Here is a 24,768-nt window from a genome sequence, read left to right on the forward strand (position 1 = left end):
CGGCCCTCACGATGGTATCGACCAAACGCACCCGGGTGTCTCACGACTTGCTGCGGGTGACCGTCTACCGTTATCCGCGTGAGTGCATTTCCCTGCAGTGATGATGTCCTTCCGGAGTCCGTGGCAGTGCTGCCGCTACCCGAGGTGGCAGACCGGCTCGGGCTCGTGGTGACCCGCGTCCATCAGATGCTGCGTGACCACCAGCTACTCGCCGTCCGCCGCGACGGCGTGGTCAGCGTCCCCGAACGGTTCTTCGACACCGAAGGCGTAGTCAGGTTCCTGCCCGGCCTGATCACCGTGATGAAGGACGCCAAATACACCGACGAGGAGATCCTGGAATGGATCTTCACCGAGGACGACAGCCTCCCCGGCACCCCCGTCGACGCCCTACACGGCCCCCTCGCCCGCGAGGTAATCCGCCGAGCCGCCGCCGACCCCTTCTAACCCCCCACACCCCCAAGCCAACAGCAGAATCCGCACCCGGACTCGGGATCCGCACCGGCTTTTGGTGCCCTAATCCGAGTGCGAATCCCGAGTCCGGGTGCGGATCTTGGCGAAACCACCGGAAACTGCGGCTGACCGATCTTGCTGTTGAGCACAGTGTTTGTGACGTCACCACAGCCAGATGACCACCTCGGGAACCTGACGTCGTCCGCCTGACGTGCGCCTAAAGCCGGGTACGGCACACGACGCGCCCACACTACTCACAGGAAAACCTGGGTAGGTCTTCAGCTCACTGGGCTGGTTGCGTTGGGAGTCCTTAGCTGTACTCACCCGGTAGGTACACACTCCCAGGGAATGATCGAGTAGTGCTGAGCACGTCGCCTGCCGTACCCGGCTTTCTCTTCCGCAACTCGGGATGGGCAACGCACAGGCCCAGCGTGAGGACTGGCTGTGGTTCCGTCGAGGGAACTCCGGGATCGAGGCGAGTCAAATGGTCGTTCTCAGGAATCGAGGCGAGTCAAAAGGTCGCTGTTGAAGATCAAATAGCGACCATATGACTCACCTCGACGAAGCGTGCGGCTAGCGGGTGATGGCAGCTGCGGTGAACTGGGTGGCGGCGACGCGGAGGCGGTGGTGGCGGGGGACTACGGCGCGGTGGCTGAATACGGCGTAGTCGGAGTCTTCGATGCGGTCCAGAATGCTTGCGTAGAGCACCGCGGCGGTGCGGATGGCCGGACGGACTCGTGGCTCGAGCAGGTCTATGCCTGGTTCGGCGTGCCGATAGATGTCGCGGTTGATCGCGATGAAGTGGGCCAGGGCCCGGCGGACTCGCGGGTCGGTGCGGCGCGTGTGGTGGCAGTGGACGAGCAGTTCGTGGTCGACGCCGAACGCGGCGAGTTCGTCGGCGGGCAGGTACACCCGTCCGCGCTCCAGGTCCTCCGCGACATCGCGCAGGAAGTTGGTGAGCTGGAACGCCTCGCCGAGCGCGGCGGCGGCCGGTTCGGCGTCGGCGATCGGCGCCACGGTGCCCAGGATCGGCAGCACTTGTAGGCCTATCGCGGCGGCCGAGCCGCTCATGTATTCGTGCAGCTCGGCCATCGTGGCGTAGCGGTCGCGGAAGCGCGCGGTGCCGGGGACATCCATGCGCATGGAGTCGAGGAACGTCCAGAAGTGCTGTGCCGCAATGTCATAACGATGGATGGTGTCGGCGACGGCGAGCAGGACCAGCGTCCGTGTATCGGTCGCATACGTCGCCGCCCGATACGGTTCCAGCGCGACCCCGAGTAGTCCGGCGGCACTGGCCGCTTCCTGTGACTCCAGCACGATCCGCAGCTGCTTCTCGATCAGCTCCAGCTCACCGCCGGGACCGTGCTCGGGCAGCTGCCACGCGTGACTCGGATAGCGTTGTGCGACATCGGTTTCCGCGTGGTCGACGATATCGTCGACCATCCTGGCGAACGCGTACAGCGCGTGCACCGCCGGCCGGCGCTCGGCCGACAGCAGCCGGGTCGCCAGAAAGTAGGTGCGCCCGTGTGCCGCCGCGATCTGCCTGCATTCGCGATACGCGACGGCGAGTTCCGGCTGCCCCGCGGCGTGCGGCGCACCGCCGATCATGGCCGGGCGTTGGTGGCCGGGTCGATGCTCGCCGGCGTGGCCCGCAACCGCAGCGGATCCACCTTGCGCAGCGACATCGCCGCCACCACGGCGGCGAAGATCGCCAGGGCCACGTGCCAGAAGCTGTACAACCCGATCGAGCCGTCCGGCTGGAACACCAGCATCAGCCAGGTACACAACCCGACAAGCACCATCAATGTCGTTGTGGAGAGCGCGAATCCGGCGGCGAGCGCCAGCGGCCACGAGTAATACCATGGCAGCGCGGCGGGGGACAGGATGACGATCCCAACGAACGCGATCAGGATACCGAGCACCGCCTCGCGCTCGCTGTGCCGGAACCGCCACCACGTCCAGGCGAGCATGACGACCAGCGCCACCATGCACAGCAACCTGGTCACATTCAGCACCTTGTCGCCGTTCAGTGGCGTCACCCAGGTGATCATGTCCCGCATGATGGTCGGCAGCGAGAGCCAGTTGATGATCTTCTTCGATCCGGACAGCGCGGTCAGCCAGCCGATGCCGACGCCAGCGATGGCGGAGGCGGCCGCGAACACCGTCGCGAACACGCCGAGTCCGAGTCCGGCGATCTTGGCGAACATCCACGCCGGATGCCGCATGTCCTCGGTCGGTTCGGCGGCGTCGTGCGGCCGCTCGTTCTCCGGCAGGTTGGCCGGGTCGCGCCCGGCCCGCTCGGCGGCGCGTTTCTCCCGTTCGTGCAGCATCCAGATCCACACCAGGAACGGCAGCGCGACACCGGCGGTCGCCTTGATCGCCACACCGATCGAGAGCACCACGATGCCCGCGACGTGGTGGCGTTCCAGTACCAGCGCGATGGCCGCGCACATCAGCCCAACCATCAGCATCTCGTTGTGCACGCCACCCCAGAGGTGGATCAGCACCAGCGGGTTGAGCACCGCGAGCCACAGCGCGACTGTCGGCTTACCGCCGAGGTGCTTGGTCAGATAGGGCACCGCCCACATCATCAGCGCGAGGCCGGGCAGCATGACCAGTCGCATCGCGATGGTGCCCGCGACGACATTGTCACCGGTGATGCTGGTGATGCCGCGGCCGAGCAGCAGGAAGATCGGGCCGTACGGCGCGGTGGTGGCTTTCCACACCGGGCTCACGTTGTCGAGCAGCACGCCGGGGTTAGCGACCGGTCCGACGACGTAGGGATCGTAGCCGTCGCGCAGCAGCGCGCCCTGCGCCAGATACGAGTAGACGTCCTGGCTGAACATGGGCACGGCGAACAGCAGCGGGGTGATCCAGATGCCGACGATCGCCCGCAACTCGTTGAGCGTCACTCCGGCATCGAGCCGATCGCCCGTGCCGATAGTGGTGCGGCCGAGTCGCACCCAGGCGGTGATCATGAGCAGCACGCCGATCCAGATGACGATCGTCGACAGCGCGAAGCCGTGGCCGAACCGTAGCCAGGACAGGTGTAGCGCCTCGAGAATCGGGTCGCGCTGGCGGGTGCTGCCCGCGCCGAAGCCGCCGAACGTGATCATGATCGCGCCGTAGCAGCCGAGCAGCGCGGCATGCCCTTCCGGGCTGCGCAGGAAGACGGCGACGGTGCGCATCCACGACCGCATGCTCGATGGCTCGGCGGTGGCCGATTCGCGCTTCGCCGCGGTGTTCGGTGCGTGGCCGGTGATTTCAGTCAATGTGGCCTCTGCGGCGCGCGTTTCGGGGGATGCCATCTGGTGTCGGTCCCCCCGAATGATCAGCGGTCGCAACCGCGAGTGAATAGGTCGGCGCCTAGTTTACGGCGTCGCCGGGAACACTATCTCGCTGGTACGCGCGGTTTCATCTCGAGCGGGCGGCGATCGCCGGTAATGCGGGTTGCCGCCAGTTTCCCGGACAGCAGCGTGGTCGGCACCCCAACGCCCGGCGTGGTGCCGCAACCGGCGATAACTACATTGTCGCTGGTGCGCGGAAAATTGCGCGAACGAAATGGTCCGGTTTGCCGGAAGACGTGCGCCGCGGAGAACGGGGTACCGGCGAGCATGCCTTGATCGCGCCAGGTTTGTGGCGTGTCGAGATGGTCGACGGTGAAATGCGCGGCCATGCCCTCGTAGCCGCGTTCTTCCAGTACATCGAGCAGTTCGCGCAGGTAGGCGGGGCCGATTCGGGGCCAGTCCAGGGCAGCGGCGTCCAGATTCGGACAGGGAGCCAGCAGTGAGAACGGTTCGTGCTGTCCGTCGGTCCGGGTGATGTAGAGGCCGGGCTCGGTGAGCGCGGGGCGGGTGAGCAACAACGACGGGTCGCTCATCAACCGGCCCCGTCGCCCCGCGATCTCGGCGAACGTCTTGTCCCAGGCCGCGCCGAATTCGATGGTGTGGTGCGCCTGGACGGGCCAGGTGCGGGCAACCTCGGCGGGCACGGTGCCGTGCGCGACGACTGCGGAGGGCGCGGCCCGCAACCCACGGCGCCGCCGCACACCGAAGCGGTCGATGGCGCCGAGGTCGGCGGTCAGCACCAGGGCGTCGCAGTCGAACGCGCGACCGTCCGCGGTACGCACGCGCTCGGCACGCCGCCCCGCGTAGTCCACCCCGGTCACCTCGGTGCCAAGCTCGAGTGTCCCGCCCGCCGCGGTGAACGCCTCGGCCATCGCCGCCGCGATGGCCCGCATCCCGCCCTCGGGGAAGTAGACGCCGAGCGAGGTGTCCATGTGCGGGATCGCGCCGTACACCGCGAGCGCCTGGGCGGGCGGCATGCCCGCGTAGAGCGCCTGGAAGGTGAACAACCGGGCCAGGCGCGGATCCCGCAGGAACCGGTCGACCTTGGCGCCGAGCCTGCCGAATCCGCCGAGGCGCACCAAAGCCGCTAGGGCACGGCGCTTTTCGGGCGTCCGGACCATGTCCAGTGGCGAATCGAAGTTGGTGTCCATGAACTCGCCGTACTCGGCCGCGTAGACCCGCGCCATCCAGTCCCGCAGTCGCCGATAGCGGCGCGCCTCCGCCGGGCCGCAGACCAGCGCGACCTCTTCGGCCATGGCATCGGGGTCGGCGAACACCCGCAGCGTCGCGCCGTCGGCGAACTTGGCGTGATAGCTGGGCGCCAGCTGATGGATACGTAGGGCGGGCTCACAGGTCTCCGGCGTCCGCCCGACCGCCGCCAGCGCGTCGGTGATCAGCTCGGGCAGCGTCAACACGGTTGCACCGCAATCGATCTCGTAATCCGGTCCCTGATAGCGCCCGACCCGCCCGCCCGGATGGTCGGCCCGCTCGAGCAGCGTGACCTGACGTCCGGCGCCGGTGAGATACAGCGCGGCGGACAACCCGGCCAGCCCGGCGCCGACCACGACAACGCGATCCGTCGGTCCGGCAACGGTTTTCAGCGGATGACGCGTGCCCCGGTCGAGCAGCGGTCGATCGGCCGGTGCGGCAACGTCTTTCATGCGGTTCTCCTCTTCGCGGCACCCGTCGGATCGGCGCCGACCGAAGTTGGTTCCAGTAGCGCAACCACTTTCACGCGGCGCGCTTGGTCGCCGCCAAGGCCATGGCGCGCAACCGCTCCTTCGCGGCCGGTGTCGCCGTGCTGGTTTCGATCGCGGCGAGTCCGGCGTCGGTGAGCTCGGTGATGCGGCGTTCCACCTCGTCGACGGCGCCGAGTTCGGTGATCACGGCGCGCAGCTTCTCGACCTTGTCCGGTGTGAGGTCGGTGCCGATGCTGGTGCGCAGCAGCTTCGCCGCGGCCGGGTCGGCGTCGTCGGCCCGCGCCAGCGCCTCGGCGAGCAGCACGGTGCGCTTGCCCTCGCGCAGGTCGTCGCCGGACGGCTTGCCGGTGACGGCGGGATCGCCGAACACGCCGAGCAGGTCGTCGCGCAGCTGGAAGGCGATGCCGATATCGGTGCCGAAGAGGCGGTAGGCGTCGACCAGGCCCTGGTCGGCGTCGGCGATGGCCGCGCCGAGGTGCAGCGGGCGTTCGACGGTGTAGGCGGCGGTCTTGTACCGGTTGATCCGCAGCGCGGCCTCGACCGATTCATCGCCGCCCGCCTCGCCGTTGATATCGAGCAGCTGGCCGCCGAGCACCTCGGTGCGCATGCTCGCCCACACCGGCGCGAACCTGGCGATCGCCGCCGGGTCGAGCCCCGAGGCGTGCACCATGTCGTCGGCCCAGGCCAGCGCGAGGTCGCCGACCAGGATCGCGACGCTGGCGCCGAAGTGAGCGGAATCACCCGCCCAGCCTCGGTCGCGGTGGCGCTGCTCGAAGTCGACGTGCATCGTCGGGAAACGGCGGCGGGTGCGCGAGGAATCGATGATGTCGTCGTGGATCAACGCGCACGCCTGCACCAGTTCCAGCGCCGCGCACGCGGTGAGCACCGCGTCGGCCGTCGGACCGGCGGCGTCACCGCCCGCGCCGAGCCAGCCGGTCCAGGCGAACGCGGGTCTGGTGCGCTTGCCGCCGCGCAGCACGAACAGCTCCAGTGCGTCCGCGGCCTCGACGAAGACCGGGCCCAGTTCCGCGACCATGCCACGCCGGGTGGCGAAGAACCTGGTCAGCGCGGCTTCCACGGCGGCGACGAAGGCCGGGGTGCCCGGCTGTGGTGCGATGAGCTCGGCCGCGGCGGTGCGGTGAGGCGTCTGGGTACCGGGTCCGGCGGACAGGGGAGCCTCCAAGGTCGTGCGGTGGTGGACGCGTGACGCCCGGGCGCTGCCTGTCGTTCGAGGCCCGGTGGTCTGGTCCGAAGAATACGCGTACTCGTCGGTACGACCCGTGAGGGCCACAGCCGTTCACCTCTACACTGAATTGGTGACTTTCGACAATGCGCGGGGACGCTCGACCCCAGGCGGTCCGCCCCGGACGCACCCGGACGTCTCTGTAACACCCTCGGTTGTACAGAGTCTGCGGACGCACTCGAGTGTCGCCGTGCCGTTCTCCGTCGAGTTCAACCCGCCGCGCGACGCCGCCGGGGAGGCACGCCTGTGGCGGGCCGTTCGCCAGTTCGAGCGGATGCATCCCGCGTTCGTCTCGATGACCTACGGCGCGGGCGGAACCACCCGCGACCGCACCGTGCGGGTCACCGGCGAGCTGGCGCAGGAAACCACCCTGCTTCCGGTGGCACACCTGACCGCGGTGGAGCACAGCCTTTCCGAATTGCGTTCGCTGGTCGGCTCTTACGCCGATTCCGGCATCCGCAACATCCTGGTGCTACGCGGCGATCCGCCCGGCGATCCGCTCGGCGCGTGGCAGCAGCATCCCGAGGGCGTCGCCTACGCCGAGGAACTGGTGCGCATCGTGCGCGACCTCGGCGACTTCCATGTCGGCGTCGCCTCGTTCCCGCAGGGCCATCACCGCTCGCCGGACCTCGACTCCGACACCGCCTACCTCGCCGCGAAACTGCGTGCGGGCGCGGAGTATTCGATCACCCAGATGTTCTTCGACGTCGACCATTACCTGCGGTTGCGCGACCGGATCGCGAAGTTCGACCCGATCGAGGGCGCCAAGCCGATCATCCCCGAGCTGATGCCGATCACCTCGCTGCGCACCGTCGCCAGGGCCGAGGAACTGTGCGGCCGCGCGCTGCCGCAGACGGTGCTCGAGCGGCTCAACGCGGCCGCGGGCGATGCACCCGAGGGGAATCAGGCCGCGGTGCGCGAGGTCGGCATCGAGATCGCCACCGAGATGGCGCAGCGGCTGATCGACGAGGGCGCCCCCTGCCTGCACTTCATCACCCTGAACTTCGCCAAGGCGACCACCGAGGTACTCACCAACCTCGGCTACGGCGTCACCGCCGCCCCCATCAGCGCCTGACCGCTGCACGCCGTCCAGCGCACGAACGCCGCACGTTTTCTGATCTCCCGCACCGAGATTCGCATGCGATTTCAGGTGCGGGGAATCAAAAGGCGTGCGGGAGTTACCAGCCTGGGGTGCCGGCGAGGGGGACGTTGACGTAGCTCGGCGCCGATGGATCCAGTTGCAGGTGTTGGGGTTTCAGCTCGGTCGCGTCCAGCATCGGCCGGATCGGAAGGCCCTTCGGATAGTTCCCCGCGAACACGTCGACCCGAAGTCGGTGTCCCGGTTGCAGTATCGCGTCGGTGGGTGCGAGGCCGAGATCGAGTTGGGTTGGCTGACCAGGAACCACCGCCGCCCTGGCGGCGAGTGACATCACCGGAAACGGATCGGTGTAAGCGCCGTCGGCCGACCGCCGACTCTGGTCGTCATCGATCGCGCGCATCGACGACAACAGCTGCCCGGTGGTCAGCGTCACCGAACGTCCGTCAGGCGCAACATCGTTCAGCGTCGCGGTCCAGTAGCCGTCGGTGGCGTCGTACACGGTGTTCAGGTGTACTGCGATCGGTCCGGAGATCGTCGTCGGTTCGGCCACCGGCGCACTGGTGAAGGTCAGCCCGCTCAGCTCCTGCACTCTCGCGTCTTTGCCGCAGCCGGAGAAGACGAGGATGCCGGCGGTACCCTGCACCGAGTCCGTCGAACACAGGCTGGCCAGGCCGGGGGCGACGGTCAGCCGGGTCGTCTCGGAAGTCGGTTCGGCCGTGAGGGTTCCGTCGTGCACGCTGCTGGTCGTCGTTCCGCTCGGGGCTCCGGACAGATACAGCCGCCGGTGGCTCGCCTCGGCACGCGGGAACTGTTCGTTACTGGTCCAGCCCGCGCCCTGCTGCCACATCGTCACCGGCCCGTATCCGTCGATGCCGTTGTCGATCCCCTTGAGCCACTTGTCGAACCACGCGCGTTGCAGCACGTCGATGCGTGGCGGTTCGCCGGGCCTGCCGCGCATGTCGAAGCCCGTGTTCACGTGGTAGCCGTTGCCCATGATCAGCTGCTTCTGGCCGGGCGGCAGCGGAATGTCCTGGTAGATACGGGGTTCGCCGTTGGCGAAGTTGTCGTGCCAGCCGCCGATCACCAGGGTGGGCACGGTGATGCGTTCGGGATGGCCGAGCCAGGCCTGTCGGATCGGACTGTCCGGATCGAGGACGCTTTGCAGCTGTGGCTGAATGGCGTTGAACGAATCGGTGCTCATCGTCTGAATTCCGATGTCAAGGAAAGACATCGGGCTGGCCAGCCGGTCGGCCAGCCACTGGGTATCGAAGGTGCCCTGTACCAGCGACAGGAGATCCGGCACGAGTTTGGCCGTGTTCACCGCGAGCAGATAGGGGAGCAGGATGCCGATGGCGGCACCGCCAGGGGCGATCATGTCGCGCAGTAGATCGTTGCCAGGCACCACCGGGACGATGGCTTTCAGTGCGGGAGGCCGCTTTTCGGCGGCCTGCACCTGATTGATGCCGGAATAGGAGGCGCCGGTCATCCCGACCTTGCCGTCCGACCACGGTTGCGCCGCCGCCCAGGCGATGACCTCGGGGGTGTCCTGCTGGTCCTTCGGACCCCACGGCTCCCAGATCCCCTGGGAGAAGCCGGTTCCGCGTACGTCGACAACGACCTGGGTGTAGCCGCTGCGAATCAGGTTGGGGTCCACCGCGAAAGCGCGCCCGAACCCGCCGCCCGCCACCCGGGTCGCGTCGGTCAGCGCCTCCAACGGTGTACCGGGCAACTGGAAGTCGCGCAGAAACCCGACCACCGCGTCGGACAGCACCGGCACCGACAGCGCCGTCTGCGCGATCATCGACAACAGCTTGGTGTAGGGCGTCAGGTTCACGATTGTCGGCAGCGGCGTGGTGACGGGCCCGTTGGCGTCCGCCGGGCGGTACACATTCGCCTTCAGCACGGTGCCGTCACTCATGGTGATGGGCACATCCCAGTCGATATGCATCGCCGGATACTGCTGCGGGCCATCGTGTAGCGCCGTCCACTCGGCCGCGCCCTCGGGTGCGGCCAGGGCCCCAGGTGTCACCAGCACCTGCGAAACCGTAAGCAGCGCAAGCACTCCGACGAAAACCCTGGTCCACCGGCGGGCTGGAGCAATCCTCATCGATATCCTCCCTCTCCTGATCGGCCAGAAATATACATGCACGCTTGTATGTTTATGGTCGATTGTGGGAAGTATGTCGATGTGCCCAAGAACCCCGCCCCAACCTGGGCGCCCTGCCGAATATCGGCCCGCTGTACTCGATCGAGCTCAGCACCACCCACCCGGTGCCAGGTTCACCCTTCCGCGCGCTTCCTTGCCCCACGCGCGTGAAATCACTGACAGTTTCGCGCGCGAAACAGAAACACGAACCGCCTACCGAGGGTGCGCAGTCGCGGTCAGCTGTGCCCCGCCGCGCGGCCGCAGGCGTGTTACCTGACGCGCACGAAACTGTTGGCAGTCTCGTGCGCGCCAGGCGAATTGGTGCGCGGGGTCAGGCGGCGCGAGCGGCGCGCAACCCCCAAGCGTCGGCGAGCAGGCGGTGTGATTCCAGCCGATCGGCGTGACTGTGCGTGATGCTGGTGACGAGCAGTTCGTCGGCGCCGGTGACGCGTTGCAGCGCCGCGAGGCGCTCCGTGACGGTGCTCGGCGAGCCGACGAACTGGGTGGCAAGGCGGTCGGCGACCAGGCGGTGCTGTTCCGGGGTCAGTGGGGTGGCGGTGGCCGGGTCGAGGTAGTCGGCCGCGCCCGCGCCGCTGCGGATGCTGTGCACCCAGTGGCCGTAGGTGGACGCGTGGCGTTGCGCGGTGGCGTCGTCACCGGCGACGACCACGTCCGCCGACACCACCACGTACGGCTCGGCCAGCCGCGCGGAGGGCCGGAAGGCCGCACGGTAGGCGTCGACCGCATCGAGGGCGCTGCCGGGGGACACGTGATAGGCCGCCGCGAACGGCAAACCGAGTTGTCCGGCGAGCACCGCGCTCTCACCACCCGAGCTGCCGAACAACCACAGCTCGACCTGCGCGCCCTCACCCGGAACCGCGTGCAGCGCAACACCGTCCTTGCTCACGAAGTGCCCGCCGAGCAGCGCGCGCACCTCGTCCACTTGTTCGGCGAAGTCCAGCGGCTGCGCACCCTCCTGCTGTAGTGCGGCGGCCGAGGCGAGGAACTTGGACCGGTCGGCGACCCGGCCGGGATCGAACGGCGGCGGAACCACAACGCCGTCCCTGATCTCGGTCCGTCCGGTCGCCGTATCGACCTGGGGGTGACCACCTTTCGGGTGCGACGGCTCCGCTCCGTACTGGCTGCGCCGATGCCCGGACCGCCCGAGTCCGAGGTCGAGGCGGCCGGGGTACAGCGCGTCGATGGTGCCGAACGCCTCGATGATCGACGCCGACGTGTGGTGGCCGACCTGAACGGCCGCCGACCCCACCCGAATTCGCGAGGTGGCCGCCGCGACCAGGCCGATCAGCGTGATCGACGAGGAGCTGGCCACCGAGACGAAGTGGTGCTCGGCCAGCCAATAGCGGTGGTAGCCCCACTGTTCCGCGTGCTGGGCGAGATCGACGGTATTGCGCAGCGCCTGCTGCGCGGACGACCCGGCGCTGATCGGGGACAGGTCGAGGATGGAGAGCGGGACGGTCATGAATTCCTCCCTAGCCGTGGATGCTGCTCGCCCGCCTCGATCGCCACGCGCAGCCGGTTCTCCGCGGGCGCGAGCGGGCAGGTCGCGAAATCGGTGAAGGCGCAGGGCAAATTCGCCGCGCGGTTGAAATCGAGGCGCACCGTGCCGTCCGCGTCCGGTGCGCCGACCGCGAGCGCGCGTGCCGCCGGGTAGGTGGTGATGCCACTGGTCGCATCGGTGAACAGCAGGCGGAGATCGGTCGGCTCGCCGAACGCGATGACCTGCTCGGTGGCCTCGCCGATGGTGAATTCGATAGTGCCGGAAGCGGTGTGGTGATGTTCCAATCCGTCGACCACCGCGCCGGTGGTCACCGTGCGCTGTTCGTCGAACGGCGTGAACCTGCCATGCACGACCCAGCGCGGATCGGGTGCGTAGGTGGGGATTCCGGCGAAACTCGACAGCGTCGGCGCGGCCGGGTCGTGCACGCGCACGGCGTACAGCCCGGTCCGACGGATCACCTCGAGCACCCGATGCTCGTGCAGCACAGAGAGTCCCGGCGCGCCCTCCTCGGGCTTGATGATCTGCACGCCCGCGATGCCGACACCGTCGAACTCGAGACGGTCGGCGGGCTGGGCGGTGATGAACACCTTGTTATCGGTGACCCACCAGGTACCAGGCACATCCGGTAGCCGCTCGGGTTGGTCGGTGAGCCAATGCAATCCGGTCAGGCTGAGGAAGCCGAGCGGGTCGCGCAGCTGGTCCTCCCTGCCGTGCTGCCAGTGCGCCCACTCGGTTTCGAAAACGGTGCTGATGCTGGTCGTCATGACGCTCGTGCTCCTTCGTGGGCGGTGGTGTGCTGGTGCGGATGGCGCAGCCCGAGATGTTCGCGCAGGGTCGTGCCGGTGTATTCGGTGCGGAAACTGCCGCGCTCCTGTAGTTCTGGAACAACCCGGTCGACGAATTCATCCAGCCCGGCCGGTGTGAGGTGCGGCACGAGGATGAATCCGTCGCTGGCGTCGGCCTGGACGTAGGTGTCGATCTGCTCGGCGACCGCCGCGGGCGTGCCGACGAACTGCTGGCGCGCGGTCACCTCGATGATCAGCTCACGGATGCTGAGGTTTTCGGCCTCGGCCTTGGCCCGCCACGCTTCGGCGACGGCGCGCGGGTCCTTGGCATGGCGTACGCGGCCGCGGGTGATGGTGACATTGTCGGTCGGCTCGACATCGGGCAGCGGGCCGTCCGGGTCGTAGCCGGAAAGGTCACGGCCCCACACCTGTTCGAGGAAGGCGATGGCGGTCTGCGGGCCGACCTGCTGGCGCCGGATATAGCGGGCGCGGTCCTCGGCGTCCTGCGCGCTGTCGCCGAGCACGAAGGTGGCAGCAGGCAGGATCTTCAGTTCGTCCGGTGTCCGGCCGTATTTCGCCAACCGGCCCTTGACGTCGGCGTAGAAGCGTTGTCCCGCTTCGAGTGTGCCGTGGCCGGTGAAGATCGCGTCGGCGGCGGCCGCGCCGAACTCGCGGCCGTCGTCGGAATCGCCCGCCTGCAACAACACCGGGTGACCCTGCGGGCTCGGCGGCAGCACGAACCGTCCGGCGATATCGAATTGCCCACCGCGATGGCGGGTTTCGGGGATCTCGCGGGCGAACACCCCCGCGGCGCGATCGACAACCAGCGTGTCGGCGGCCCAGCTGTCCCACAGCTTGCGGGTCACCTCGACCACCTCGGCCGCGCGCTGATAGCGCTGCGCGTGCTCGAGATAGCCGCCGCGGCGGAAGTTCTCGCCGGTGAACGCGTCGGAGGAGGTGACGACGTTCCAGGCGGCGCGCCCGCCGGACAGGTGGTCCAGCGAGGCGAACTGCTTGGCCAGCTCGAACGGTTCGTTGTAGGTGCTGTTGATGGTGCCGGCGAGGCCGAGCTTGTCGGTCACCCCGGCCAGCGCGTTGAGCACCGTGAAGGTGTCCGGTCGGCCGACCACGTCGAGATCGTGGACGCGCCCGAGGTGTTCGCGCAGCCGCAGGCCCTCGGCCAGGAAGAAGAAGTCGAACAGGCCGCGTTCGGCGGTCTTCGCCAGGTGCACGAACGACTCGAAGTCGACCTGACTCTTGGACGCCGGGTCGGCCCAGACGGTGGTGTTGTTGACGCCGGGGAAGTGCGCGGCGAGGTGGATCTGCTTGCGTGGTGTGCCGGTCACGACGGCGTACCCTCCTGGATCGTGGTTGTGCTGTCGGCATAGCGGCTGACCGGCCGCGGCAGGCCGAGGCGGTCGCGCAAGGTGCTGGCGGACAGCGGCTTTCGTGCCAAGGCGGCGAGGTGGCCCACCGCCGCCGGCACCGCGAGCGGGCGGAGCACGACGCCGTCGGCGGCACCGGAAGCACCGATCGCACCGAGCAATTCGCGCAGCGTCGCCGGAGTTCCGATGTGGCGCAGGCCGGCCGGGCTGCCGGACTCTGTCCACTGATCCAGCTGCGCCACCTCAGCGCGCGCCGCATCCGCCGAATCGGCCAGGTGGACTTCGACATCCAGCAGCACTCGCACCGCATCCGGATCGCGATCAGCGGCCCGCACCGCAGTCCGCAGCGCCGTCCGCAAGACACGTGCCGAGTCGAAATCGCCTGCGGCAACACGGATCAGGTCCGCCCGGTGCACCGCGACGCCCGTGCTCGCGTCATCATGCGCGCGCACCGCGACGATCGGCTGCCCCTGCGGGGAACGCGGCGTGATCGAGGGCCCCTTCACCGAGAAGTTGTCCCCGGCGAAGTCGATGTAGTGCAGCTTGTCGCGGTCGATGAAGCGCCCGGTCGGCACGTCGCGGATCTCCGCGTCGTCCTCCCAGCTGTCCCACAGCCGGGTGACCACCTCGATCGCCTCGTCCGCCTCATGCCACAGCGACGCCGCGTCCTGCTCGCCCTTGCGTCCGAAAGCCCTTGCCTGCTCCACACCTTCGGATACGGTGACCTCCCACCCGGCGCGCCCCAACGAGGCGAAGTCGAGACTTTGGATGGCCTTGGCCAGATGGAACGGCTCGGTGTGCGTCACGGCGCCCTGCGGCAGCAGACCGATGTGCCGGATAGCGGCGGCCACTCTGGCGGCGATCGCCACGGCGTCGAGCCTGCCCCGCGCGACACCGGGTCCACCGGGCTGTAGTCCGAACGAGTCGGGCACGAATACCGCGTCGACACCGGCCTTTTCGGCCGCGGTGATCGCGTCGACCCAGTAGGCGCCGGTGAACAGATCCTCGGCCCGTGAGTCGTCGCGCCGCCACGACGCCGGGTGAATCCCGGTCCCGGCGAGCTCCACCGCCAGGAAGAAATCGGATTCGGCCATCAGTAGGTTTCCTTCCAGTCGAGGCACAGCCGCGCCGCCGGGTGCACACCGGCGGCGTCGGGCGCGAAGAAGAACGCGTGCTGCCACAGGTCGGTGGCGGCGGTGTGCTCGGGCGCGTGCAGATGCGTGCGCCACCAACGCTTCGCCCTGGCGGGCAGCGAGCCCGGTTCCGGCCTGCTCCGGCAGCACGCGGGCCGATCGGTGCGGACGAGTATCCGGCTGTGCCGGTAGGTCGATTCCGACATCAGGATGGTCCTTTCGCGATGGCGGGGGTGGGGATGGCCGACAGCAGCTCGCGGGTGTACTCGTGCTGCGGGTTGTCGAAAATCGCTGCGGTCGGCCCGGATTCGACGATGCGGCCGTGCCGCATGACGGCGACGTGATCGCTGATGCGGCGCACCACCGCGAGGTCGTGCGAGATGAACAGATAGCTCAACGCCAGCTCGGCCTGCAGCCGGTCGAGCAGCTCCAAGATCTGCGCCTGGACCGAGGCGTCGAGGGCGGAGACCGGTTCGTCGAGCACCAGCAGATCCGGGTGCAGGGCAACGGCGCGGGCGATGGCGACGCGCTGGCGTTGCCCGCCGGACAGTTCGGCGGGGCGGCGCTGCGCGAAGTGCTCCGGCAGCGCGACCTGGTCGAGCAGCTCGGCGACCCGCGCCTGCCTCGCCGCACGGTCGCCGACGCCGTACGCGCGCAACGGTTCCTCGATGATCGTGCCGACCCGCCACCGGGGATCCAGTGAGGAGTACGGGTTTTGATACACCACCTGGAACCGCTTGCGCAGGGCCCGCAGCCGGGTGCCGCGGACGCGGGTCAGCTCGTGCCCGTCGAAGGTGACCTTGCCGCTGTCGGGTTCGGTGAGCCGCAACGCGATTCGTGCCGTCGTCGACTTGCCGGAGCCGGATTCGCCGACCAGCGAGAGGGTTTCGCCGCGGCCGAGCTCGAACCCGACCCCGGCGACCGCCGTCACCGATCCACCGGCCTGCGCGCGAAAACGCTTGCGCACCTCGCGCAGGGCCAGCAGTGGCGCGCCCTCGCGTGGCTTGGGCGTCCGATAGGCGCCGACCGGTGCCAGGCTCGGCGACGCGGCGAGCAGCCGCTTGGTGTACGGATGCCGGGGGTCGGCGAGCACCGTCGCGGTCGGCCCGACCTCCACGATCTCGCCGCCGTTCAAGACGACGATCCGGTCGGCGCGCTCGGCGGCCACCGCGAGATCGTGGGTGATCAACAGCACCGCGGTGCCCTTGGCCGCGATCTGAGCCGCCAGCTGATCGAGCACCCGCCGCGCCACCGTGGCATCCAGCGCGCTGGTCGGCTCGTCCGCGATCACCAGGTCCGGCTGGCAGGCCAGCGCGGACGCGATGAGCACCCGCTGGCGTTGCCCGCCCGAAAGTTCGTGGGGGTACTGCACTTCGCGCAGTTCCGGCCGGTCGAGACCCGCGTCGGCGAGCAGCTCGACCGCGCGTTCGCGTGCCGAACGCTTGTCGGCGAGCCGATGCACCAGCAGCGCCTCGGCCACCTGATCACCAACGCGGCGAACCGGATTCAGCGACAGCCCGGGATCCTGCGGCACGAACCCGATCCGCGCACCACGCAACCGTTGCAGCGCCCGCTCGGAGGTGGTGTCGATGACCTGCCCGTCGAACGCGATCGTGCCGCGGGTGATCTCGGCGTTCGCGCCGAGCAGCCCGATCACCGCCTGCGCGAGAGTGGATTTGCCGGAACCGGATTCACCGACCAGGGCCACCACTTCGCCGCGGGACACACTCAGCGAGACACCGGCCAACGCGGTGACGTCGCCGGAGTCCGACCGATAGCGGACGCGAAGATTTTCGATCCGCAACAGCGGGCCCGCCTGCGGCGCCGCAGTTTCGGCGGGCGCTGGCGCGTCGACGGGTGCCGCGCGAGGCGAAGAGGTGGTGGTCATGGCTATTCGTTCCTTCCTACGGCGCGCCCGAGACGCTGGGCGGCTACGACAACCGCGATGATGACCAGGCCGGGCAGGGTGGTCATCCACCAGGCGGTGGCGAGGTAGTTGCGGCCCTCGGAGATCAGCGAACCCCATTCGGGGGTGGGCGGTTTCGCGCCGTAGCCGAGGAAGCTCAGCGCCGAGACCGCGAGCACCGCCATGCCGAGCTCGACGGCCGCCAGCGCGAGCACGGGCTGGTAGGAGTTGGGCAGCACATGCCGCAGCAGCACCGTGTACCAGCGGACTCCCGAGGCCTGCGCCGCCTCGACGTACACCTCGTTGCGCACCCGGAGCACTTCCGACCGCATCACCCGCGCGAAGTTGGCGACCAGCGAAACACCCACCGCGATCGCCACATTGCGGGTGCCGAAGCCGAGCGCGGTGACCAGCGCCAGCGACAGCAGCAGCGCCGGAATCGACAGCAGCACATCGACGAAGCGCATGACGACGGAGTCGACGAACCCGCCGACGGCCCCCGACAGCAGGCCGAGGATAGATCCGGCGATCAACGCGATGCCCACCGCGGCGACCGTGGCGGTGAGCGAGAGCCCGGCACCGTGCACCATGCGGGTGTAGAGGTCGCGGCCCAGATTGTCGGTGCCGAACCAGTGCTGCGCACTGGGGCTTTGGAACTTCTGCGCGGGCACCCCGATCAGCGGATCACCACTGGCGAAGACCGAAGGAAACAGCGCCCACCCGACAGCGACCGCCGCGACCACGCCCGAAAGGACAAGTACGGCGTTGTCGCGCAACCACTTCCACCGCAGCACCGGCGTGCGCAGGCGCGACAGCGTGTTGCGCCGTCCTTCGTCGATAACGTCAACCATGAATTGCCACCCCTTCGGCGGTGCCGCCGATCTGATCGTCGGTCGCCTCGTCCTTGACCGCCCGGCGCGAACGCGTGGCGATGCGCGGGTCGAGCAGCGGATACACCAGGTCCACCGCGAGATTCACGGTGACGAAGACGACCGAGGTGAGCAGGACGATGCCCTGCACCACCGGAATGTCCTGAGCCAGCACAGCGGTCTGGGTGAGGCGGCCGACACCCTGGCGGGCGAAGACCGTCTCCACCACGACCGATCCGGCGAGCATGTTGCCGACAAGCACCCCGGCGATGGTGAAGGTTGGCACGCTTGCCGGGCGCAGCACGTGCTTGCGCTGCACCCACCAGCGCGAACCGCCCTTCGCCAGCGCCACATCGACATACGGCTGACGCCAGGTCGATGCCAGACCCGCGGCCAGCACCTGGGCGATCACCGCGCCGATGGGCAGCGCGAGGGTCAGCGCGGGCAATACGGTGCCGGAGAACCCATGGCCGCCGAACGCGGGAGCCAATCGCCACTGGAACGAGAACAGTTGCAGCAGCAGCAATCCGGTCCAGAAGGTGGGCACCGACACCCCGAGCGACGGGAGCGCGGCAAGCGCCGTACGCAGCCACGGACGCCGCGTGTACGTCGAGGCGAACGCCAGCGTCACACCGCCGACGGTCGCGAAAAGCAAGGCGAGCCCGGCCAATCCGAGTGTTGCGGGCAACGCGTCGCCGATGGCATCGCGCACCGGCTGCCCGGTGGCGATCGAATGGCCGAGATCGCCGCGCACCGCATGCCCGAGCGCGGTCCAATACTGTTCCCACAGCGGACGATCCAGCCCGTAGCGGGCCTGCAGTTCAGCGATGGCGGCCTTGTCCACCGGTGTGCCCGCCCCGCCGCCGTCGGCCGCGATGGAGATCGGGTCGGCGGGCAGCAGGTAGAGCACCACGAACGAGATGGTGAACGCCGCCCACAGCACCCAGAGTGCTTGCAGGACCCGCAGAGCCAGATAGCGCGCCATGGTTACCGCCCGCTCAGCCAGGCGTCGAAGAACTGTAGTCGCGCCGACGCCTCGAACTTCAGGTCCCGCGCGGTGGCGCCCGCGCCGATGGCTTGCGACAGCTCGACCGTCGGAATCCACAGTCCCGCATCGAGCACCTGCTGCTGCGCGGTGTGCACGAGCCCGGTACGGATGGCGTTGTCGACGGTGCTCAGCTGCCCGTCCAAGGCGTCGTCGAGGGCCGGGATGCGTTCGCGCGCATTGAGATTGCGTCCGTCGAGGCCGAAGGAGGTACGCAGGATGTCCCCGTCGGCGCGGGTGGTGTTGTAGTAGGTGCTGTCGAAGTCCTTCGAGTTCTGCCGCGCCGTGCTCTCGGCGTTCGACACCAGATCCAACTTCAGCTCGACCCCGACCTGGCGCAACTGCTGCTGCACCAGCTCGATGATCGCCTGATTGCCCGCGAACACCTGGGTGAACAGCACCGAGAACGACAGGCGCTCACCGTTCTTCGCCCGGATGCCGTCGCCGCCGGGCACCCAGCCCGCCTTGTCCAGAATGTCGCGCGCCTTGGCAGGGTCGTAGGCCAGCCGGGCCGAAAGATCCTGGTAGCCGGGCGTAGTGCTGGCCAGGGTGCTGGTCGCGGGCTTGAACTGCGGCCCGAGCACGGTGTCCACCAGTTGCTTACGGTCGATGGCGGGGAGTAGCGACTGGCGCACCGCGGGGTCGCGCAGCGGGCCACGGGTCACGTTGGTCTGGAAGCCGAACGGCACACCGGGATTCGCGGTACTCAGCAACCGCCCGCCGGAGGCCTCGATCTGCGGTGCGTCCTGCGGCAGCGCGTCGCTGATGGCATCGAGCTGCCCGGAGGCCACACTGCCGGTGCGCACCCCGGATTCGGGTACCACGGTGAATTCGATCTTGTCCAGGTACGCCTCGCCGCGGTGGCCGAAGACCGCCGAACCCCATTGGTAGCCCTGGCGTTTCGCCAGCGTCACCGACGCGTCCTGGCGGTAGCTCGCGTAGGTGAACGGCCCGCTGCCGATGTTGTCGCCGAGGCAGCGCTGCTCGGCGGGCTTGGCGGTGGTCGCGTCGGCGAGGATGCCGAGCTGGGGAGTCGAAGACGCCTGTAGGAACTGCGCATTGGGCTTGCTGAACTCGACCCGCGCGGTCAACCGGTCCACGGCGGTGGTGCCGACGTAGTTGGTGAGGTAGCTCGCGGCCAGGGCCGCTTTCGCCGAGCCGAGCTTGATGACCGAATCGAGAGTCTTGCCCACCGAGTCCGCGGTGAGCGGCGTGCCATCGCTGAAGGTGACCCCGTCGGTCAGGTGGAACGTGAACACCTTCGCGTCCGGGGTGACCTCCCAGCTCTGCGCGAGCCACGGCTTCAGCTCGCCGGTCTTCGGATCCTGGTCGGTCAGCGAATCGACGATCTGCCGTGTCACGTACAGGGTTTGGTTGGTGCCGGCCTGCGCGGGATCCGAGCAGGTCGGTGCCTGGGACAACCCGTAGCGCAGCGTGCCGCCCGGCTTCGGGGGTCCGGCGTCGCCGCCGGGCGCGGCCGAATCGGTGCCGCAGGCGGCCACGGTGGTCGCCGCGGCGAGCGCGCCTGCCAGCGCGATGATTCGGTGACGGTGTCGGATCACGGGGTAACTCCAGAAGTTTCGGTGCGGACGAGGTCGTCGCGCGGGTCGAGATCGGCGGCATCGGCGCCGGTTGCCAACGGGCGGCTGGGAATTCGGCGGCGCAGCTCCGGCGCCACCTCGGTTTGGAAGAGGGCGAGGCTGTCCAGGTAGTCGATCTCGGGGCGGCCGTCGCGCTCGGCGGACAGGTGGATCACCTCGTGGCCGAACCGCTCGTGCTGCCTGCCGACCTTGTCGATCACCTGCTCGGGGCTGCCGACCAAAGCCGAACTGCGGGTGACGAAGTCGTCCAGCGTCTCGAACACGACCGGCAGGCCGAGCTTGCGCGCCAAGGCGAGTCGCGCCTCGAAGATCGGTCGATAGGTGCCGAGTGCCTGCTGTGAGCTGCGGGCGACATGGAATCCGGCCGTGCCTGCGCCGACCAGCGCGTCGGCCGGGTTGTGCCCGTAGAACTCCCAGCGCTCCCGATAGTGGCGGACCAGTTCGGCATACGGCTCGATCGGGTTGGTGACATTCGCCGAGAACAGCGGATCACCGTGGCGCGCGGCCAGTTCCACCGAATCCCGGCTGGTCGCGCTGCCGTGCCAGATCCGGATCTTCGGCTGCCACGGCCGAGGTAATGCCTTGGCGTTCTTCAGCTCCGGCCGGAACCGGCCCGACCAGGTGACGCTATCGCTGCCCCACAGCGCCCGGAACAGGTCGTAGCCCTCGCGATTGCGGTCCCACTGGTCGTCGGTGGTGACGTGGTACAGCTCGGCCTGCGCGGCCCCGTTGCCCTTGCCGATGATCAGCTCCAGGCGGCCGCCGGACAGGTTGTCCAGCGTCGAGTAGTCCTCGAAGGCGCGCACCGGGTCGAGCAGGCTCAGCGTGGTGACCGCGGTGAACAGCGTGATGCGGGAGGTGACCGCGGCGATGTGGCTCAGGATCACCGGCGGCGCGGCGGACAGGAACGGATCCTCGTGCCGCTCACCGACGGCGAACCCGTCGTAGCCGAGATCCTCGGCAAGCCTTGCCTGTTCGACGACGTTGCGCAGTCGCTCCCTGGTACCGGGCAGCCGGCCGGTTGTCGGGTCTGGCACCCGGGTGACCAGGGTGAACAGTAGGAACTTCATGCGGTTGCTCCCAGTTCGTCGGTAACGGCGGGCAGATGCTTCTCGAACGGGTGCGGGCCGAGCTCCTCGGCGGGCACGGCCGGGTCGTAGCGCGCGGTGTACCCGGCGGCCAGGTAGAGGCCGACGGCCTCCGGCTGGCGTGGACCGGTGGTCAGGTAGATACGCCGGTAGCCGCGTCGCACGATCTCGGCTTCGAGCTGTTCGAGCACGAACAAGCCGAGTCCCTGCCTGCGGTGCTCGCGGGACGTCCAGATTCGTTTCAGCTCAGCGGTTTCCGCGTCGTAGCGCTGGAATGCGCCGCCCGCGACGGCCTCGCTGTGGCGGGTGACAACCAGCAGCGCGCCGTGTGGTGGCGCGAACTCCGTCGCGGGATAGTCACGTAGCGATGCGTGCATCTCACCGGGGCTGCGGCCGTAGCGGCTGCTGTATTCGACGGCGAGTTCGGCGAGCAGCGGTGCGGCAAGCGGATCGTCCTGAGCGACCTGGTGCACGCGCAACTCGCGTGCCGAAAGCTGTTGTGTCATCGACTCACTGCTGCTTCGGTAGGCCGGGCGGGTTGACCCGCGACTCGGTGACCTGCTCGGTCTTCAGACCCCACCGATCGATCACCTGCTGATAGGTGCCGTGTTCGATGGCGTAGTTCAGGGCATGCTGGACGGCGGTGATCAGCCCGGTGTTCTTCTTGGTGAGCACCGCGATCTCGCCCTGCAGCGCCTCGCCCGCGCCGGAGAAGGTGGCGAGGATCTTGGTCTGGTTCGCGGTGGCCGAGTGGTAGATCGCGGTCGGGTTGGGGCCGATGTAGCCGTCCAGCCGCTGCGAGGCCAGCGCCAGGTAATAGTCGCTGGTCTGCTGGAAGTAGGCGATGTCGATGGGCGCGAGACCGTCGGCGTGATTCTGCTCGTTCCATTTCACCAGCAGCTGTTCCTGGTTGGTGCCGCTGCCGACGCCGATTCGCTTGCCCGCCAGGCTCTTGCGATCCTTGTACTCGAGGGTGCTCTGCTTGGGCACCTCCAGCGCGACGGTGTCGTTACGGTAGGTGGCGAAGTCGTACTTCTCCTTACGTTCCTCGGTCACCGTCACGTTGGAGATGAACGCGTCGACCTCACCGGAATCGATGCGCACGAAGTTCTGCGACCAATCCGCCACCTGCACATCGAGTTTCAGGCCGAGGACGTCGGCGATCAGCGAGGCGAAATCGACCTCGGAGCCGACAACGGTCTTGTCGTCGTTGGCGTAGAAACGCAGCGGCGGCGCGGTGCCGGACGCGCCGGTCACCACCAGGGTGCCTCGATCCCGAATGGCCTGCGGCACTTCGGTGGCGATGCTGTCCACCTTGGTCGCGCGCACGCGGCCGGTCTGGGCGGCGGAGAGGTCGAAGGTGATCGCACCGGCGGGCTGAGCCGCGGACTCCGCCTCGGGATCGGTGCAGCCGGTGGCCAACAGCACGACCGCGGTCGCGGCGACGGTGGCCAGGGCGGAAAGCTTCATCGGGAACCTGTTCATCAGCGGACTCGGGAGAGGAAGGCGCGGGTGCGCGGGTGGCGCGGATTGTCGAGGACTACTTGGGGCTCGCCCTGTTCGACGATGACGCCCGCGTCGAGAAACACCACGGTGTCGGCGATCTCGCGGGCGAAGCCGATCTCATGGGTGACGATCACCAGCGCGGTGCCGCCGTGCGCGAGGTCGCGGATCACGTCGAGGACCTCGCCGACCAACTCGGGGTCCAGCGCGGAGGTCGGCTCGTCGAACAGGATCACCCTGGGGCGCAAGGCAAGTGCCCGCGCGATCGCCACCCGCTGCTGCTGCCCACCGGACAGCCTGCGCGGGTACGCGTCGGCCAGCTCACCGATGCCGACCCGTTCCAACAGCACTCGTGCCTCGGCCTCGATCTCGGCGCGGTCGCGGCGTTGCGCGGAAAGCGGTGCGATCGTGACGTTATCGAGCACCGTCAGATGCGGGAACAGGTTGAACTGCTGGAAGACGAAGCCGATCCGGGAGCGCTGCTTGCGCACCTCACGGTCGGGTAGCGCGTGCAAGGTGTTGCGGCGCAGTCGATATCCGATCAGCTCGCCGTCGATGTGCACGGTGCCTGCGTCCAGCGACTCCAGATGGTTGACCACCCGAAGCAGCGTGGACTTGCCGGAACCGGACGGGCCGATCACCGTGACCACCTCGCCGGAGCGCACGGTCAGGTCGATCCCGCGCAGCACCTCGTGCGCGCCATAGGATTTGCGGACGCCGCGTACCTCGACGGCGGGTGCGGCGGTCATCGGGTCGCTCCTCGTGGTGCGGTGGAACCGGATTCGGCGACCTCGCGCAGCTTCTGCCAGGCCCGCTGGACCGGTGACGGCGGTGGCGTGCGCTGCGTGCCCTTGGCGTAGTGGCGCTCGATGTAGTACTGCGCCACCGAGAGAAGGGTGGTGAGCACGATGTACCAGGCGGTGGCAACCAGCAGCAGCGGTACCACCCGCCCGTTGCGTCCGTAGATCACCTGGACCTGGTAGAACAGCTCCGCGATCGCCATCACCGACACGATCGAGGTGCCTTTGAACAGGCTGATCACCTCGTTGGTCGCATTGGGCAGGATCGAGCGCATGGCCTGCGGGACGACGATGGAGCGGAACTGGCGCACCTTCGGAATGCCAAGTGCGGCAGCGGCTTCCAGCTGACCGGCGTCGACGGAGATGATGCCGGCGCGGATGATCTCGGCCGAGTACGCCGCCTGATGCAGCGCGAGCCCGATCACCGCCGCGGTGAAACCGCTGATCACCCCGTTCACCTCGAAGGTGAAAAACGCGGGGCCGAACGGGATCCCGACCGACAGCGTGTTGTACAGGTAGGCGATGTTGAACCAGAACAGCAGCTGCACGATGAGCGGAATCGAGCGGAACGCCCAGATGTAGCTCCACGAGATCACCCGCAGCACCGGATTGTTCGACAGTCGCGCGATGGCGAGCGCGGTGCCGAGCAGGAAGCCGAGGGCGGTACCCCACGCGGTGAGCTCCAGGGTCACCTTCAGCGAGGCGAGCACCGACTTCGCGGTGATGTACTTCGCGAAAGTCGGCCAATCCCAACCGGGGTTGGTGATCAGTCCGTGGATGAACTGCGCGAGCAGGATGAGCGCGACGGCACTGATCACCCATCGCCACGGGTGGCGCGTCTTGGCGACGGTCGGCGCGGAATCGCCCAGCGCGGTGGCGGATTCGACCGGCGCCGGATCGAGGGCGGCTTCGGCACGGACGGTGGCGCCGGGTTCGCGAGTCGCGGTAGCGACCGGATCGCGGTCGGCGGCGGCGGTAGCGCCGGGTGCTGCGGCATCGGGTGCGGCGGACGCACTCATGTCGAGGTCCTTCGGAAGAACGAACGAAACCGCGCCACATCGGGCCGCGGTCACATCACCCGGCCAGCGACGGGTGCAATAGACTGGCTGCGGGTCAGCCCCGACAGCTCGCGGATGTGACTTTGCA

General features: G+C 68.4%; 21 protein-coding genes. 2 read left to right on the forward strand and 19 right to left on the reverse strand.

The genetic code is table 11. From position 1 onward, the window contains the following. Nucleotides 1-78: 78 nt before the first annotated feature. A complete protein-coding gene (locus tag OG203_RS39230; RefSeq protein ID WP_405162252.1) occupies nucleotides 79-444 on the forward strand; it encodes an Rv2175c family DNA-binding protein in 366 nt (121 codons plus the stop codon). 579 nt (nucleotides 445-1,023) lie between these two features. Here OG203_RS39230 and OG203_RS39235 read toward each other — a convergent pair. The 4 genes from OG203_RS39235 to OG203_RS39250 all read right to left on the reverse strand — a co-directional run bounded on the left by OG203_RS39235 (nucleotide 1,024) and on the right by OG203_RS39250 (nucleotide 6,680). Then, a complete protein-coding gene (locus OG203_RS39235; RefSeq protein ID WP_405162253.1) occupies nucleotides 1,024-2,058 on the reverse strand; it encodes a phytoene/squalene synthase family protein in 1,035 nt (344 codons plus the stop codon). After that, nucleotides 2,055-3,650, reverse strand: a complete 1,596-nt coding sequence (locus OG203_RS39240) for an alpha-(1->6)-mannopyranosyltransferase A (RefSeq protein WP_405168141.1) — start codon at nucleotides 3,648-3,650, stop codon at nucleotides 2,055-2,057. The genes OG203_RS39235 and OG203_RS39240 overlap by 4 nt, the downstream gene beginning before the upstream one ends. A 191-nt stretch (nucleotides 3,651-3,841) precedes the next feature. Continuing rightward, complete coding sequence (gene crtI, locus OG203_RS39245) at nucleotides 3,842-5,458, reverse strand: phytoene desaturase family protein (RefSeq protein ID WP_405162254.1); 1,617 nt, start codon at nucleotides 5,456-5,458, stop codon at nucleotides 3,842-3,844. Nucleotides 5,459-5,528: 70 nt separating this feature from the next. Then, nucleotides 5,529-6,680, reverse strand: a complete 1,152-nt coding sequence (locus OG203_RS39250; RefSeq protein WP_405162255.1) for a polyprenyl synthetase family protein — start codon at nucleotides 6,678-6,680, stop codon at nucleotides 5,529-5,531. A 133-nt stretch (nucleotides 6,681-6,813) separates the two neighbouring features. On the opposite strand from OG203_RS39250, the gene OG203_RS39255 reads away from it, so the two are divergent. Next, on the forward strand, nucleotides 6,814-7,815 hold the full coding sequence (locus OG203_RS39255; protein WP_405162256.1) for a methylenetetrahydrofolate reductase: 1,002 nt from the start codon (nucleotides 6,814-6,816) through the stop codon (nucleotides 7,813-7,815). A gap of 103 nt (nucleotides 7,816-7,918) precedes the next feature. On the opposite strand, the gene OG203_RS39260 is transcribed toward OG203_RS39255, so the two are convergent. From OG203_RS39260 to OG203_RS39330, 15 genes are all read right to left on the reverse strand, one after another. Beyond that, nucleotides 7,919-9,946: a CocE/NonD family hydrolase gene (locus tag OG203_RS39260; protein WP_405162257.1), complete on the reverse strand. Its 2,028-nt coding sequence runs from the start codon at nucleotides 9,944-9,946 to the stop codon at nucleotides 7,919-7,921. A 370-nt stretch (nucleotides 9,947-10,316) separates the two neighbouring features. Further along, nucleotides 10,317-11,468 (reverse strand): LLM class flavin-dependent oxidoreductase, encoded by a 1,152-nt coding sequence (locus OG203_RS39265; protein WP_405162258.1) that lies wholly within the window; start codon nucleotides 11,466-11,468, stop codon nucleotides 10,317-10,319. Further along, nucleotides 11,465-12,271, reverse strand: coding sequence for a DUF1684 domain-containing protein (locus OG203_RS39270; protein WP_405162259.1), 807 nt, complete (start codon nucleotides 12,269-12,271; stop codon nucleotides 11,465-11,467). Before OG203_RS39270 ends, OG203_RS39265 begins: the two co-directional genes overlap by 4 nt. Further along, on the reverse strand, nucleotides 12,268-13,638 hold the full coding sequence (locus OG203_RS39275; RefSeq protein ID WP_405162260.1) for an NtaA/DmoA family FMN-dependent monooxygenase: 1,371 nt from the start codon (nucleotides 13,636-13,638) through the stop codon (nucleotides 12,268-12,270). Before OG203_RS39275 ends, OG203_RS39270 begins: the two co-directional genes overlap by 4 nt. Continuing rightward, entirely contained in the window at nucleotides 13,635-14,771 is a 1,137-nt protein-coding gene (locus OG203_RS39280; protein ID WP_405162261.1) for an LLM class flavin-dependent oxidoreductase, read from the reverse strand. Before OG203_RS39280 ends, OG203_RS39275 begins: the two co-directional genes overlap by 4 nt. Continuing rightward, nucleotides 14,771-15,016: a hypothetical protein gene (locus OG203_RS39285; protein WP_405162262.1), complete on the reverse strand. Its 246-nt coding sequence runs from the start codon at nucleotides 15,014-15,016 to the stop codon at nucleotides 14,771-14,773. The genes OG203_RS39280 and OG203_RS39285 overlap by 1 nt, the downstream gene beginning before the upstream one ends. After that, the gene (locus OG203_RS39290; protein WP_405162263.1) at nucleotides 15,016-16,698 is read right to left on the reverse strand and encodes a dipeptide ABC transporter ATP-binding protein; all 1,683 of its coding nucleotides are present in this window, start codon (nucleotides 16,696-16,698) and stop codon (nucleotides 15,016-15,018) included. Before OG203_RS39290 ends, OG203_RS39285 begins: the two co-directional genes overlap by 1 nt. 2 nt (nucleotides 16,699-16,700) lie before the next feature. Beyond that, entirely contained in the window at nucleotides 16,701-17,567 is an 867-nt protein-coding gene (locus OG203_RS39295; RefSeq protein WP_405162264.1) for an ABC transporter permease, read from the reverse strand. Continuing rightward, the gene (locus OG203_RS39300) at nucleotides 17,560-18,570 is read right to left on the reverse strand and encodes an ABC transporter permease (RefSeq protein WP_405162265.1); all 1,011 of its coding nucleotides are present in this window, start codon (nucleotides 18,568-18,570) and stop codon (nucleotides 17,560-17,562) included. Before OG203_RS39300 ends, OG203_RS39295 begins: the two co-directional genes overlap by 8 nt. Before the next feature lie 2 nt (nucleotides 18,571-18,572). Then, nucleotides 18,573-20,192: an ABC transporter substrate-binding protein gene (locus OG203_RS39305; RefSeq protein ID WP_405162266.1), complete on the reverse strand. Its 1,620-nt coding sequence runs from the start codon at nucleotides 20,190-20,192 to the stop codon at nucleotides 18,573-18,575. Beyond that, nucleotides 20,189-21,301 carry an LLM class flavin-dependent oxidoreductase gene (locus OG203_RS39310; protein WP_405162267.1) on the reverse strand — a complete coding sequence of 371 codons (1,113 nt, stop codon included), beginning with the start codon at nucleotides 21,299-21,301 and terminating at the stop codon, nucleotides 20,189-20,191. Before OG203_RS39310 ends, OG203_RS39305 begins: the two co-directional genes overlap by 4 nt. Then, entirely contained in the window at nucleotides 21,298-21,825 is a 528-nt protein-coding gene (locus tag OG203_RS39315) for a GNAT family N-acetyltransferase (protein WP_405162268.1), read from the reverse strand. The genes OG203_RS39310 and OG203_RS39315 overlap by 4 nt, the downstream gene beginning before the upstream one ends. A gap of 4 nt (nucleotides 21,826-21,829) precedes the next feature. Further along, nucleotides 21,830-22,804, reverse strand: coding sequence for an ABC transporter substrate-binding protein (locus tag OG203_RS39320; RefSeq protein ID WP_405162269.1), 975 nt, complete (start codon nucleotides 22,802-22,804; stop codon nucleotides 21,830-21,832). Beyond that, complete coding sequence (locus OG203_RS39325; protein ID WP_405162270.1) at nucleotides 22,804-23,571, reverse strand: amino acid ABC transporter ATP-binding protein; 768 nt, start codon at nucleotides 23,569-23,571, stop codon at nucleotides 22,804-22,806. Before OG203_RS39325 ends, OG203_RS39320 begins: the two co-directional genes overlap by 1 nt. Next, nucleotides 23,568-24,641: an amino acid ABC transporter permease gene (locus tag OG203_RS39330; RefSeq protein ID WP_405162271.1), complete on the reverse strand. Its 1,074-nt coding sequence runs from the start codon at nucleotides 24,639-24,641 to the stop codon at nucleotides 23,568-23,570. The genes OG203_RS39325 and OG203_RS39330 overlap by 4 nt, the downstream gene beginning before the upstream one ends. Nucleotides 24,642-24,768: the final 127 nt, after the last annotated feature.

Source organism: Nocardia sp. NBC_01499 (genome assembly GCF_045040275.1).
In the GTDB taxonomy this organism is placed as follows: Bacteria; Actinomycetota; Actinomycetes; order Mycobacteriales; family Mycobacteriaceae; genus Nocardia.